Annotated in this window: 10 protein-coding genes and 1 other RNA gene; 9 read left to right on the top strand and 2 right to left on the bottom strand. The window is 51.6% G+C overall.

Translation table 11 applies throughout. The features are described from left to right. Nucleotides 1-58 precede the first annotated feature (58 nt). The 4 genes from smpB to BCV73_RS28270 all read left to right on the top strand — a co-directional run bounded on the left by smpB (nt 59) and on the right by BCV73_RS28270 (nt 1,998). Nucleotides 59-541 carry an SsrA-binding protein SmpB gene (gene smpB, locus BCV73_RS28285; protein WP_076173150.1) on the top strand — a complete coding sequence of 161 codons (483 nt, stop codon included), beginning with the start codon at nt 59-61 and terminating at the stop codon, nt 539-541. Nucleotides 542-774: 233 nt separating this feature from the next. After that, nucleotides 775-1,141, top strand: a transfer-messenger RNA (tmRNA) gene (gene ssrA / locus BCV73_RS28280). A 364-nt stretch (nt 1,142-1,505) separates the two neighbouring features. Then, nucleotides 1,506-1,706 (top strand): cold-shock protein, encoded by a 201-nt coding sequence (locus BCV73_RS28275; RefSeq protein ID WP_076173149.1) that lies wholly within the window; start codon nt 1,506-1,508, stop codon nt 1,704-1,706. A gap of 28 nt (nt 1,707-1,734) precedes the next feature. After that, nucleotides 1,735-1,998 carry a cold-shock protein gene (locus BCV73_RS28270; RefSeq protein ID WP_373309600.1) on the top strand — a complete coding sequence of 88 codons (264 nt, stop codon included), beginning with the start codon at nt 1,735-1,737 and terminating at the stop codon, nt 1,996-1,998. A 155-nt stretch (nt 1,999-2,153) separates the two neighbouring features. Here BCV73_RS28270 and BCV73_RS28265 read toward each other — a convergent pair whose 3' ends face one another. Beyond that, entirely contained in the window at nt 2,154-2,897 is a 744-nt protein-coding gene (locus BCV73_RS28265) for an NADPH-dependent oxidoreductase (RefSeq protein WP_089549392.1), read from the bottom strand. Between the two features lie 178 nt (nt 2,898-3,075). Here BCV73_RS28265 and BCV73_RS28260 point away from each other — a divergent pair, with 178 nt between their 5' ends. The 5 genes from BCV73_RS28260 (at nt 3,076) to BCV73_RS28240 (ending at nt 13,210) form a co-directional block, all read left to right on the top strand. Continuing rightward, entirely contained in the window at nt 3,076-3,555 is a 480-nt protein-coding gene (locus tag BCV73_RS28260) for a MarR family transcriptional regulator (protein ID WP_218828202.1), read from the top strand. 394 nt (nt 3,556-3,949) lie between these two features. Next, nucleotides 3,950-7,063, top strand: coding sequence for a hybrid sensor histidine kinase/response regulator (locus tag BCV73_RS28255; protein ID WP_167372898.1), 3,114 nt, complete (start codon nt 3,950-3,952; stop codon nt 7,061-7,063). Further along, nucleotides 7,041-8,144, top strand: coding sequence for a response regulator (locus BCV73_RS28250; RefSeq protein WP_089549390.1), 1,104 nt, complete (start codon nt 7,041-7,043; stop codon nt 8,142-8,144). Before BCV73_RS28255 ends, BCV73_RS28250 begins: the two co-directional genes overlap by 23 nt. Nucleotides 8,145-8,334: 190 nt before the next feature. After that, nucleotides 8,335-10,275: a dockerin type I domain-containing protein gene (locus tag BCV73_RS35985; protein ID WP_256993032.1), complete on the top strand. Its 1,941-nt coding sequence runs from the start codon at nt 8,335-8,337 to the stop codon at nt 10,273-10,275. 4 nt (nt 10,276-10,279) lie between these two features. Further along, nucleotides 10,280-13,210 (top strand): InlB B-repeat-containing protein, encoded by a 2,931-nt coding sequence (locus BCV73_RS28240; RefSeq protein ID WP_089549389.1) that lies wholly within the window; start codon nt 10,280-10,282, stop codon nt 13,208-13,210. 73 nt (nt 13,211-13,283) lie between these two features. On the opposite strand, the gene BCV73_RS28235 is transcribed toward BCV73_RS28240, so the two are convergent. After that, nucleotides 13,284-14,108, bottom strand: a complete 825-nt coding sequence (locus tag BCV73_RS28235) for an AraC family transcriptional regulator (RefSeq protein ID WP_089550447.1) — start codon at nt 14,106-14,108, stop codon at nt 13,284-13,286. Between the last annotated feature and the right edge of the window lie 261 nt (nt 14,109-14,369).

The following is a 14,369-nucleotide window of genomic DNA, read 5'->3' as shown; positions in this document are numbered from 1 at the left end:
CTTGTGCTGTATACTGGAAGTCCATTGCTGTTATAGCAAGTGTGGGAGGAGTGATAGCATGGGTGGTAAGAAGAGTGACGGGAAGGTCCTGGCCCAGAACAAAAAAGCTTCCCATGATTACTTCATCGAGGATACGTACGAAGCCGGCATGGTGCTGACCGGGACCGAGATCAAGTCGATCCGGAACGGACGGGCCAATATCGGGGATGCGTTTGCAACGATCCGCAATGGGGAAATTCATATTCATAACATGCATATCAGCCCGTTTGAGCAGGGCAACCGCTATAATCCGACGGATCCGACGCGGACCCGCAAGCTGCTGATGCACAAGGAACAGATCCACAAGCTGCTGGGACAGACTAAGCAGGAAGGTTATACGATTGTTCCGCTTAAGGTGTATATCCGCAACGGCTATGCGAAGCTGCTGCTTGGCCTTGGCCGCGGTAAGAAGCAGTATGACAAGCGGGAATCGGCCGCCAAACGCGACGCGCAGCGCGACATTCAGCGGGCACTCCGCGAGAAGCAGAAGATCGCGCGTTAATTTGGGGTTAAGTGAAGTTACAGGCAAGTTTCACCTGCGTTTCCTTCAACCTCTGTGTCATTTTGGCCGGAATGTGTGATATACTATGTATGTAAGAGGTTATGGCTTGACCGGCCTTTTACGTGATAATTGCTTCTGATCATCCTTTCTTCATGGAGGGGAAGGATGCTGGATAGATTGCTTCTTATGCTTCAACGGTTCTAATCTAATCCAATAGAAGCCCTTTTTAATAAGGGGGCGTTCTTGGATTCGACGGGGATAGTTCGAGCATGAGTAGCGGGTAGTGGGGACGCGTCCACTTCATCAACGCTAAAGCCAATAATAACTGGCAAACAACAAACTTCTTACGCTGTAGCAGCTTAATAACCTGCACACGTGCTCTCGCTCTGCATCGCCCATGTGCCGGGATGAGGGCTCAACTTTAGTGGGATACGCTGTCTAGTCTCCGCCTGGGGCTAGCTGAAGAAGACAAACAGGCTGACCCTATCGGGATCCGGTGACGGGGAGCCTGGTAGGGTGACATCAAAACTGTCACTACACCCGTAGAAGCTTATGTGGCGTTATCTTCGGACAGGGGTTCGACTCCCCTCGCCTCCATAACGAGTATCGGAAAAGCGGCCCGTAATGGGTCGCTTTTTTGCATCTCTGTATTTATTAGGATGGCTCACCCAATGTCTCTTAATCAATATTTTTCTCCACTTTAATTGTGGTTTACTTAGTAACTACCCGGGGAAGATTATACAGTGTCATACTGCAGATAAGTTGAGTTCCAATAAAATGGAAGCAAAATTCAAAAAAACTTGTTATTCAACTCCAGTTGTGTTATAGTTAATTTATTGGAATTTCGACCTGAGATCACATATTGTAGAGGGTTAGATTTTGATGATGTAACCTTGTACAATATGTGATTTTTTTTGGAAACTTGAAGATCATGTAAAAAATAGAATTATGGAGGTAATGAACTATGCAACAAGGAACAGTAAAATGGTTTAATGCAGACAAAGGTTTTGGTTTTATCGAGGTTGAAGGCGGAGACGACGTATTTGTACACTTCAGTGCAATCGTGAGCGACGGCTTCAAATCGTTGGATGAAGGTCAAAAAGTTGAATTTAATGTAGTACAAGGCAACCGTGGCCCACAGGCCGAGAATGTTGTAAAACTGTAAGTTTGTAATCAGAAAGGTCCCGCACATCGTGTCGGGGCCTTTTTTACTTAGGACTCCAGGGGAGAAAGAGGGATGCTGCTTGTACTATTCACGGAAAAGACTGATGATCGATCTTCCTGAGGAAATGACAACGATATGGTCGTGCACCAATGAAAAGTGCAATGGATGGATGAGGGATAACTTTGTTTTTCTGATCCAACCGATTTGTGGCCAATGTAACTCCTTCATGGAGAAAAGTGAGAAAATGCTGCCTATTTTAGCCAATACAAGCCCAAATCAGACAAAGCATTAAATAAAGCGAGACCAAGCAATTCATCACGTTGGTCACCATCTATACGCGGAAAAAAGATGGCGCTATGTTCCGACAGGGGGTCGGCTCCCCCTCGTCGATCACGTAAATGAAATCCACAACCTCATGAGGTTGTGGATTTTGCATTTCAGACGAGCCTATTTCAAATCAAACCCTTTGCTCTTCACATACTCCGTATACCCGCCCAGCGGCAAATCCCGATCCAGCTTTGAGATGAATTTCCCGGACCAGCTGACCTTCTGCTTGTTGTTGGTTCGAGCGCCATAATACTCTTCTATTTCCCGGTCATACTTATCGACTTGTACCTTAAGATCACGATCATACTGGTTTTCAAAAAATACGGCGGACCGTGGCAGGCGCGGCTTTTGTTCTGGGAATTCATCGGGGACGCCTACCGCAAGACCGACCAAAGGAATGACAAAGTCCGGAAGGTCCAGCCATTCGTCCAGCTCAGGCAGAGCACTGTTAATCCCGCCGATAATAACGGCCCCGAGACCCATCGATTGAGCCGCCAAGTTGGCGTTTTGCAGAGCAAGTGCGGCACTTAGTACACTGGTTTGGTAAAAATAGGAGTAGTTCAGATTGCGGCTCATTTTGTCCTGGTAGTCCGGGCCGGCAGCCAGCATCATGCGGTGAAAATCGGCGCAAAAGATAAAAAAGTACCCGCATTCATCAATCCATGGATTTTCCGAATGCAACGCGATTTTCTTGCGCAATTCCCGATCCGTGACGCCGATGATCGAGAACGGCTGCATATGCGCCGAGGTTGGCGCCATTTGTGCCGCGTCGACGATGGCTTCGATTTGCTCACCGGTTAACGGCGTATTTGTAAACTTGCGGATGGAGCGATGCTGGCGGATCAATTGAATGACCTCATTCATAAAAATTCCCTCCAAATCAATGTGATGTGATTTCTACAGAAGCTGCATGAAGACCACGTTCCAATCAAATGGTTTCCATGGAAACCACAATAACAAGGAAATGATACTTTGTCAAATGGTTTCTGTGGAAACCATGATATAATGAAAAGAAAAAAGGTAGGCTTGCCTTATGCCTGATATGAATGATGATTTGCTTCAGCTCAAAAACCGCATCGAAAAATCCATATACCAGATCCTCGTCAGCGAAGCCGAGGATGACAGCGACCGGCTCTGGCTCATGGAGCGCATTTCCGACGACCGGCTGAAAAAGCTGCTGCCCCGTCTATCCGTCTCAAGCCTGCACGTTCTGGACGTCATCTATGTGAATGATGGCATTAAAGGGATCGATATCGCCCGCGAGATGGGTTTAACAAAAGGCGCCGTCTCCAAAATCACCCGCAAATTGCTGGAGCAGGACCTGATACGAAAAAACCAGCTGCCGGACAACCTGAAAGAAATTTATTACTCTGTGACACCACTTGGCGCCGAACTGGCTGAGCTGCACCGGGTTTTTCACAAGGAGAAGGATCATAAAGCGATGGAACTGTTGGCTAGTTTCGACGAGGCATCGCTGGAAATCGTGGCAGACTTTCTGGAGAAGCTGGCCCGTCTGCGGTAGATGGCGTAATTCAAAGCTGGCAGGGAGTGGCTGTCGTTGAGCGTATCGATCAGTATTTTCCGAGGATTATAACTTTAAGCCGCCACGGATCGCTTCCAACTAAAAACCCAGCCTTTGGGGGCTGGGTCTATTTGTGTGCAACGTTTATATACAAAGAAGAAGTAAATCTATAATTGGCATTCTCATCCGTTTGATGAACACTAAAAAAATATTTAACTCTGTATAAAATAATACCTTGTCGTGCCATCCCGGACAGAGCATACTTTTGGCAATGCAAGCAAAGGCGCGGGACATATACAACAAAACCGTAGCGCCGTGGTATGATAACCTTAACCATACCAAATTGGAAATAAAAGGGTTATTTTTCTCCTACGACAGGAAGGAATTACAGCTTATGAAAAGGCAATTGTCAGGTCTGATCGCAATGGTGCTGGTTTTTACCGTCGCTACCTCGATCTTTATTTATGAGTGGCTTCACCCAAATGTCAACTACCCGGAGGCGCGGGAAGGCGTGCTGGACGCCAGAGACTGGGACTTTTCGCAGCAGGGGATCATTCCGCTTCGAGGGGAATGGGAATTTTACAAGGACCAACTGCTAACGCCCCAGGACTTCGCTGATCAGGGAGCGGACCAGCAAACGGAGCGTCGTTTTCTCCAGGTACCCGGAGGATGGAAGGGGAAAGTATCGGACGATGGGTACGGCACGGGAACGTACCGGCTGCGCCTGCTGGTAAGCGACCTTGGCGATTACAGCCTTCGGGCTAAAAAGATTCGGATGTCGAGCCACATTTACATGGACGGGCAAGAGCTTGGCGGTACCGGACAAACCGCCTTGTCTGCCACCGGCTTTGTGCCCAGCAATTTTCCGTTCTTCGGAACAGTTGAAGTGAAGGACCAAACGATCGAAGTTATCATCCAGGTGGCGAGCTACAACAATGTGCAAGGCGGACTTGTGCAGGCTCCTGAATTTGGACGGACAGCCGATGTGCTGACCCGCCGGGACAACGCCCGTATGGCCGATGTGATCGTCATTACGACACTTCTGGTTTTTGGTATTTACTTTGCGGGCATGTTTAGACAGTGGCGGCGGGAGCCGTATCTGATTTTCTTCAGCTTGTTCTGTTGGGCGCTGGGGATTTTTTTCAGCATCGATAACGAAATCGTTATGGCGAACCTGGTTCCTTCCATGTCCTATCTTTTGCTGCAGAAGCTGTTGTTCATCCTTCCTTACTTGGCCATTTTGTTCTTCATTCACTATGTGCGCCTTTATCTAAGTGACAGGAGCGGGCACTGGTTCAAGGGATTTCGCTGGGTTTCCTACGTATATCTGGCTCTGCTCAGCCTGCTCCCGAATGATCGTCTGCTGGTTCTGCTGTGGCCCGGTGTTTTATTGCAGGTTGTGGCTTTCGGTTTCATTTTCACCTCAATTTTTCGCAATCGCCATCATGGGGTGCGGATCTATTATATTTTGCTCGGCGCCTTCTTTTTGATCATTAGTTGGATCTTTGCCCAGACCCGTTATCAGCTGGCGCTGGATAGTCCCTATTACATTATCGTCACGCTGCTGCTGGTCGTGCTGTCGCAATCGTTCCTCATGACGGATCGGATTCGCGGAGCTTTCCTGCGGAGTGAACGTTTGGCTCAGCAGCTGCTGGTCCATGACCGGCAAAAGGATGAATTTTTGGCGAAAACATCACATGAGCTGCGTACGCCCTTGCACGGCATCATCAATCTGTCGGAGACGCTGCTGGAAAACAAGACGACACCGCTTGCAGCGGAGCACCGTGAGAACATCAGGCTGCTGCATCTGATCGGGCGGCGGCTTGCCGGACTGGTTAATGACATCCTTGATATGAACCGGATTCGGTACGGTCAGCTCGATGTGCAGCCGAAGCCGGTCGATCTGTACGTGTCGACTCGCTTTGTCATGGAAACGTTGTCGATTGCGCCCATCAAGAATGGCGTCCGGCTTGCGGACGAGCTGCCTCCCGCGCTCCCCCTTGTCCTGGCAGATGAGAACCGGCTGCGGCAGATTTTGCACAATCTGCTCGAGAACGGATTAAAGTACACCGATAGGGGAACCGTCTCGATCTCGGCCGAAAGGCGGGGGGAGCTGCTGGCTGTTTCAGTAAGCGATACGGGGAGGGGGATCCCGGAAGAAGTCATGGACGATTTGTTTCAACCGTTCTTCCAGCATGACGAGGAAGGCTCCCATTCGCGTGATGGCATCGGGCTGGGGCTTAGCATTTCGAAGCAGCTGGTCGAGCTGCAGGGTGGTCAGATGCAGGTGGAATCCGAAGTGGGCCGGGGATCCCGGTTCACGTTTACATTGCCAATTGCCTGGAGCGGAGAGCATGAAGCGGCAGCGGCGGCGGAAAACGCCACAGCCCAAGCATATGCAGGGGATCGGCAGTACCCGGAGTACGGGAGAGGGAGATACACAGTACAACGAGATGACAAAGAATCTCCGCTGCCTCCCCAATCTACGCCAAGCGGACAGAAGGAGTTGTTCCATGTTCTCATCGTCGACGATGAGCCTTCCAACCTGAAGGTGGCCACGGACGCGATCGGCTCCATGGGACATGCCTATACAACGGCGGCCGGCGGGGCAGAGGCAATGGAGGCCCTTCGGCAAAGAAAACCCGATCTGGTGCTGCTCGACTTGATGATGCCCGGCGTATCGGGGCTCGACATTTGCCGGGAAATCCGCTCTCTGCACGGGCTGGCCGAGCTTCCGGTACTGATGCTGACCGCCTCGGGGCAGACACGCGATACTCTGGCGGCCTTTGCGGCGGGGGCAAACGACATTTTGCATAAGCCTTTTGAACTGGCGGAGCTTCGGGCCCGGGCACAGTCGCTGCTGGCGATGAAAAGCTCCTCTGAGCGCGCGGTGCGCCGGGAGATGGACTTCTTGCAGGCACAAATTCCCCCGCATTTTCTGTACAACAGCCTGAATGCCTTGGTTGGGCTTAGCTACAAAAATGTGGAGAAGCTGCGGGAAACGATTCACCATTTAACCACCTACCTGCGCGCCAAGTTTACGTTCGTTTTTCACGGAGATGAAGTTCCGCTGGAGCGGGAATTGGAGCTGGTTCGCGCTTATCTGGCGATTGAGCAGCTTCGATTCGGTCAACGGTTGGCCGTACGCTATACGATCGACGAGAACGCCCACTGCCTCCTGCCCCCGCTCACCCTTCAGCCTATTGTTGAAAATGCCGTCCGCCACGGGATCGGGCAAAAGCCCGAGGGAGGGACCGTGGACATCATCATTCGCCCTGCGGACAGGGGCGTCGAAATCATCGTCGAAGATGACGGGGCTGGAATGGATGAAGGTACGGTAAGATTGCTGGAGCAAGGAAAGGCTGGAGGAATCGGCATCGGCAATGTGAACCGGCGGCTGCAAATGAGGTACGGGCGAAGTCTGGAAATTCACAGCCGCCCGGGCAAAGGAACGAGAATAACGATTTTTTTGACGGAGGAGCGTTATGTGGAGAGCCATTCTGATTGACGATGAGGAGATCGCGCTTGACGTCATGGATATTATGCTGAATAGGGTTGGCGGGGTGAAGGTCGTCGGCAGATTTCAACTGGCTGGCGAAGCGCTGGCACAATGCGGCGCCCTTCAGCCGGATTTAATCTTTCTGGATATCGAGATGCCTGGGGTGAGCGGGCTCGATGCTGCAGGAGAGCTGGCTGCGAGCTGTCCGGATGCGGAAATCGTCTTTGTCACAGCCCATGATCAATATGCGATCGATGCATATGACACCGAAGCCATCGGATATTTGCTGAAACCCGTCGCGGAGGACAAGCTTGTTAGGGTATTGTCCCGCTATGCGAATCGGCAAGCTAAAAAGAAAAACCGTAGCAGCGATAATTCTGTCGTAGGGTCGCCGAGTGCCGCCGGTTCGGCAGCTGAGCCGGGAAACCGTGCGGAAGATAAGCCGGCACTGTCGCTCAAAGTGCTGGGCAGTATGGAACTGTATGCTCCGGACGGCCGGCTGTTGACATGGCGCACCAAGAAAACAAAGGAATTGTTCGCATTTCTCTGGCATCACCGGAGGCAGCCGGTTTACAAATACGCCATCCTGGAGTATTTATGGCCGGATGATCCGGCGGAGCGGGGGCAAAAGCTGCTGCATACCTCACTCTATTATTTGCGGAGCTTGTTTAAGTCGGTTGGATATGAAGCGGTTGTGAAGTACGGAGATGATCGGTACTGGATTGATGCGTCGTCTGTTCGCAGCGATCTGGAAGATCTGCTTGGGGGATTGGAGCAGGGAGTAGCTGGAGCCGGCATCAAGGACATCCTTCAGCTATATGCCGGCGACTATTTGGAGATGGAGTATTACGATTGGGCAAGCGCCTATCGGATCGAGCTTCGCACTACCCTGTTGTCAACGATGATTGCAGCCTTGGACCAGGCAGCGGATGAATCCCGCATGCTGATCCTCTGGAAGCTGATCGAAGTGGAGCCAAGCCAAGGGCACTATTATGATTTGTTGGCGGATGTGTTAAGCAGGGCTGGGGATCAGGCTGGCGTCCGCCGGGTGCATGCCATGAAGGAGCAGATGCGTTTAGACGAAGGTTAGAACGATAGAGTAATCGCTAAAAATGTCGAAAAACGGTCTTCAGACATGGGTCTGGAGGCCGTTTTTTGTCGTTTTTTGGGAGTAATGTTGTGAAAATGTTGAGAGCAGCTTGTTACAATGGGACGCAGAGCAGGAGACCTCATGACCATGAGGTCCTGTATTATACAAATTCAGAAAGAGGGGGTCAGAAATGAACGGACAGAAGAGGAACAACACCACTGGCAGGGCGGTCATATCCGTCGTTATAAGCCTGATCATGTTGTTCGGGGCGATTCTCCAACTATTGGTGGTGCCGGGACAAGCTTCCGCCGCCCCGGGAGTCGTATGGGAACCGATCGATGGAGGTGGGCTCAGGGCGGATGCGAGTGCAAACTCCAGCTCGAGGGACCCGAGCATCGCGACTTGGAACAACCATTTGTATGCTGCGTGGCCGCATCAAAAGGGCGGCTTCGGGCAACCGGAAATAAGAGTTATGCAGTGGGACGGCAGCGATTGGTCGCCGGCTGATGACGGGAGCGGTCTGAACTTTGGATCCAACAGCAGTGCAAGCAATCCTTCTCTTGCAGTATACAAAGGCTGTTTGTACGCCATCTGGTCGGAAAGGACTTCATCATCGGTCCCCCAGATTAGAGTCAAGAAAAATTGTGGAGACGGAGGCGGATGGGTTTCGACAAGCGGAAACGATCCGGTAAGCGGCAGCGGCAGAGGTGAAATGCCGGTGCTCCTCGTTTATCACGACGATTTGTATGCGACTTGGATAGGTACTTCGGACGGGAGTCCGGGCCGAAAAATTCAAGTGAAAAAATTTGACGGCAGCGTCTGGACCAACGAAGCGGTGGATATGACGTTCGTTCCTAACGGAACGGTATTTGGGCCGCGGCTCGAAGTCTATCAAGACGAGCTTTATTTAACGTGGAGCGAGCAAATGGTGGACAGCCCATATTACTCTTATATTCCTGTCATGAAAAGAACGGTCAACAGTGCAGGAAAGGTCACTTGGGCGAACGTATCGGGGAACTCGGGGATTACGAATACGACGACATCGGCAGGAAGCCCGGTTCTGCAAGCCTATAACGGGCTGCTATACGCGGTATGGAGGGATAACAATCCTGCGCAGTTGAAGGTAAGCAGCTTCGATGGAAGCACCTGGAGCCCTGTCGGCAGCGGGAATTTGGATAAACCGGAGGGGGTTCAATCGCAAAGCCCGAATTTATTTGTATACAATCAGAAGCTGGTTGCCGTTTGGAACGATGTGAAGTCGCAAGGGTTCCAGTGGAAACAACGGGTCGAGGAATACGACGGCACGAATTGGAGCTCGGCGGACCAGGGACTGGCGGGCACGAATCTCGGCAACGTTACTTCTTTTGCCACATTGAACAATGCAATGTATCTGGCCTGGTCCGACGTCTCGAAAATTTATGTGTCTGAGCGTCGGGAGCCGCCCGCGGCCCCTACAGGATTACAAGCCGTTGCAGGAAATAAGGAAGCGGAGCTTAGCTGGAATTTGGGGAGCGGGGTTGCGAATTACAAGATTTATCAAGGTACCGCCAGTGGGGTGTACCGCCCCGATCCGATCGCGACGGTAGATGGCACGACCGGTCATTATAAAGTTCAGGGGCTTGAGGGTGGAAAGACCTACTACTTCGTCGTGACGGCCGTTAACGGTAATGGGGAGAGCTCCTTCTCGGTGGAAGCGAGCGCACAGCTTACAAAGCAGCTGGCGACGGTGAGCTACGTGCCTGGAGATCACGGCACGATTAGCCGCACGAGCGAGCAGGTAGAGATCGGCGGGCATCCGGCATCGGTACCAACGGTTACGCCTGATGAGGGGTACCATTTTGCAGGATGGAGCAGCGATGGTGGCATTACGAAGTTCAGCAGTCAAGAGATAGCGGCTTCGACTGTGACGGCTGATGTGACGTATACCGCGTATTACACGGCGTTTGTCATGGGAGACGCGGATGGTGACGGCAAGGTGACGGCTGCGGACGCGCTTCTGTTAAGCAAATATATCAAAGGCAAAATTACGCTCACGCCGGAGCAATTGCAGGCGCTCGACATGAACGGCGACGGAAAATGGGACGATGAGGATGTCAAAGCGATTCTTGCCGTCTCCGTAGGAAAGGGGTGATTCTATGCGTTGGAAAAAATGGGTTTCGACAATGATGGTGGCTGTTATGCTTCTGCCTTTCGGAACGATGGGCTATGCCGAATCGGATACAGCTTCGAACTCGATGAGAGTAAGCAGTGAAGAGGGGGATGCCGGAGAGTCTGTGGACGTTTCGGTGTTTTTGACACCGGAGGACTTGATCAATCAATACGATATTTCGATCGGTTTCGATGCGGCTTCACTCGAACTGGTGCCTGGGAACGAAGTTACGGATGAATTGGATGTCCCTTCAAATGGGGGAAGCTTTGAAACGGATTTCTCCAGCAATGGGACAATCCAGGTAAAAGCCAATCCGGTTTTGATTATGGATGAGACAAAGGCGCTCACCCTTCATTTTAAAATCAAGGATTCTGTAGAGCCTGGTGATTTGGACCTGACCGTGCTCAAGCACGATCTCTACGAAGGTAATGAGATTGCCTCCACAACGGTGGAACCGGGCAAAATCACCGTAAAGGCAGCGAGTGCTAAACACACCGTGACGTTCGATTCACAGGGAGGCAGCGCGGTTGAGCCAGCTACCGGTGTGGTCAGCGGCACGATGATCAGCGAACCCCCGGCCCCGACAAAGGAGGGTTTTACCTTTGCAGGCTGGTACAAAGATACGCTTGGGACCGATGCGTGGAACTTTGCGACGGATGTGGTGACGTCCGATATGATGCTGTACGCGAAATGGATACCGGCCGCACAGGAGCAATATACAGTGACGTTCGACTCGCAGGGAGGCAGCGTAATTGAGCCTGCGACAGGCGTGGTCAGCGGCACGAAGATCGCCGAACCGCCGGCCCCGACGAAGGCAGGTTACACGTTCGAAGGCTGGTATAAGGATGCGGCTGGGACAGACGGGTGGAAATTCGCAGAGGATGCGGTAACGTCCGATGTAACGCTGTACGCGAAGTGGATGCGGCACGCGGTGCAGATTCAGATCGGCTCGGTGGACGGAACGCCGGGGTCTACGGTGGACGTACCGGTCACGGTGGCCGACTCCACCTATGGAATAGCAGCTTACGGCGTACAGCTTGATTTTGACACGGAGGGATTGGAGGTAACTCGCGTTACAGGAAATGCGGGAGATTACTTCGACTCCAATTACGATAACGACTCAGGCTGGCTCAAAACGGCATGGGTAGACAGCGATGCGGGCGATACGCCGATCAAGGCCGGAGATAAGCTGTTTACCGTGAGCTTCAAAATTAAGAGCGGGTCAGAGCTAGGCGTTAAGAAACTGACGGTGCAAACTGGAGAGCCGACGCTTTTCTCGATCTTGGATGCATTCGGGGCTGAGATGGACAAAACGTTAACCCCTGGCAAGGTAACGGTCAAAGAGGGACCGGTGCAGCACACCGTGACGTTCGATTCACAGGGAGGCAGTGCAGTTTCCAGCATCACCAATGTGGACAGCGGCACGATGATCAGCGCTCCGCCAGCGCCGACGAGAGCGGGCTACACATTCGCAGGATGGTATAAAGAGGCAGCGGGAATCAACGCTTGGAACTTCGCTGCGGATACGGTCACGTCCGATATGACGCTGTATGCGAAGTGGACGAGCAATGGTTCAAACGGTTCGAACAACTCGAACAATTCGAATAGCTCGGGTACGCCATCCATTCCAAGCACGACGACCCCTGAGAAGCCAGCCGGTCTCCAAGTCATTGTCGACGGAGTCGTGAAAGACCAAATTGCTGCTGGTTCGACCACTAAGGAGAACGGCAAATCGGTACTGACGGCGACAATCGACCCATCTAAGCTGGCTGATCAGCTCAAGCAGGCGGCAGATAAGTCCACTGTAGTTATTCCCGTAACCGCCAGTGTGGACAAGGTATCGGTGGTTCTGACAGGTGAAGCGGTGAAGAGTATGGAAAACAAGCAAGCGGTGTTGGAGATACAGACGCCAAGCGGTACCTACAAACTGCCTGCCGGGCAAATCGCCATCGACAAGGTTTCCTCTAAACTGGGCGTACAGCTCAAGCTTTCAGATATTGTCGTTCATGTGGAGATTACCAAGAGCGGTGAGGCTGTGGCGGTTCTTGCTGAAACTGCAGCGGCCCAAGGAAATTTTGAGGTTGCGGCTCCGCCTGTCGCTTTTGATGTAACGGCTTCCTACAATGGTAAAACAGTAAGCGTCGAGCAGTTCAGCAGCTACGTGGAGCGCGAAATTCCGCTTCCCGCCGGCGTTGATCCGAGCAAGGTGACAACGGCAGCTGTGCTGAACACGAACGGAAGCGTACGTCACGTCCCTACCTATATCACGACTCGTGATGGGAAGCATTATGCGGTCGTGAATAGTTTGACCAATAGCGACTACTTCCTGATCTGGAATGCAAAAACATTCGCGGATGTGGAAGGGCATTGGTCGAAGCAGGCCGTAAATGACATGGCTTCTCGTATGATTGTCAAAGGTAGCGATGAGAACCATTATAATCCCGATGCGGTTATAACACGTGCGGAGCTCGCAGCCATCGTGGTCCGGGCGTTAGGCTTGTCCGACAACGGCAGCGGCACCACGTTCAGCGATGTCAATTCTGCTGATTGGTATGCTGGCGCTGTAGCCAAGTCTGTGGAATACGGCTTGATCGAAGGCTACGACAACCGGACGTTTGCTCCGAACCGGACGATTACCCGGCAGGAAGCGTTGGTGATCATGTCCCGGGCGATGAAGCTGGCGGGTCTTGAAGCCGACGGAATCGATGCGGAGTCCCTGCTGTCTTCGTTTGCAGACCGGACAGCGGTCGCTTCCTGGGCAAAGCCAGCCATGGCCGCAGCCGTGAAGAACGGCCTCGTGGAAGGATCTGCAGGGGGCTTAAACCCGATCGGCAACCTGACCCGAGCTGAAACTGCGGCGATTGTACAGCGGTTTTTGATCAAGGCCAACCTTATCGATAGCCGGAACGCCAACTAGTTAAGCTGGCGAAAAGGCTTAAAAAAACCAGCCTCTCCTCCTTATCACTTGGAAGGGAAGGCTGGTTTTGTCTTTATGTTAATGCAGTGGCAGACCGATAATGTTTCGGCGAGGCCCCCTTCACCTTTTTAAACATTTTGGAGAAGAGCAGCGGGTCGGTATAGCCGACCGAGCGGGCGATATCGCCGATTGAAAGGTCTGTGTTTCCCAGCATTTTAGCCGCCATATCCATTCTGTAGCGAATCAGGTAATCCTGAATGCTTATGTTCATTTGCTGTTTGAATAACGAGCATAAATAGCTTCGATTAAGCCCAATCAGATGCGCGATGTCCTCAATAGTAATTTTTTGAGAAAAGTTCATTTCGATAAAATCGATCACTTGCTCCACGTAAACCTCAGCCCGGCTTTCCCTTTGAACGGTGGGCGTTTCCGGACCGGTTTCCACTAGCAGAGATAACATCAAATACAGCAGCCCCGTTAGTCTGGTTTCCCGGGCTTTATGGCTTTGTCTCGACTGGGCCATCAACTGCAAATACTGATGGATCCTATCATCCCGATCATAATGCAGAATTGGAGATGAAGGGGTTAGCCCTGCTTGCATAAGGAGGGGTTCAGCCAGCGTGCCGTTAAAACCAACCCAGCCGTATGACCAAGGGTTAACTTCGTCGGCTTGATAATAGGTAACGATATGGGGACAAATCAGAAACCCCTGTCCTTTGCGAAGGTGGTGCCTCACTCCCCCTACCTCAAAAATCCCCTCCCCTTTGAATATATAATGGAGCAAATAGTGAGTCCTTACGGCGGGCCCAAAATAATGACCGGATATACAATCCTCCATGCCAAACTGCGTCAGATGCAGCTCGGTATGCTGTTTACTTCGCGGCAGATACTCTAACACAAGCAAACCCCATCCCCTTAAAAATAGAATAGCTATATAGAATGAACTAAAGAAATAATTGTTATTAACCTCTATTAAACTTGTTCAATATACCTAGCATAATAACATAACTAGTGAGCACCATGCCATGTACGACCTATCGTATGATCATATATGATTTTTGTATATAAGCCTGTATTTCTGGAATCGTAGATCAATCCTAAAGCCATGTTTCAAAGATAGGTTGAATACAAAAATGCCGGAGCATTGCCCCGGATGGCG

It is taken from the genome of Paenibacillus sp. SSG-1 (assembly GCF_002224835.1).
Taxonomy (GTDB): domain Bacteria; phylum Bacillota; class Bacilli; order Paenibacillales; family Paenibacillaceae; genus Paenibacillus_AQ; species Paenibacillus_AQ favisporus.
The sequence above is the reverse complement of the archived record's forward strand: the minus strand, read 5'-3'. Positions and strand labels throughout refer to the sequence as shown.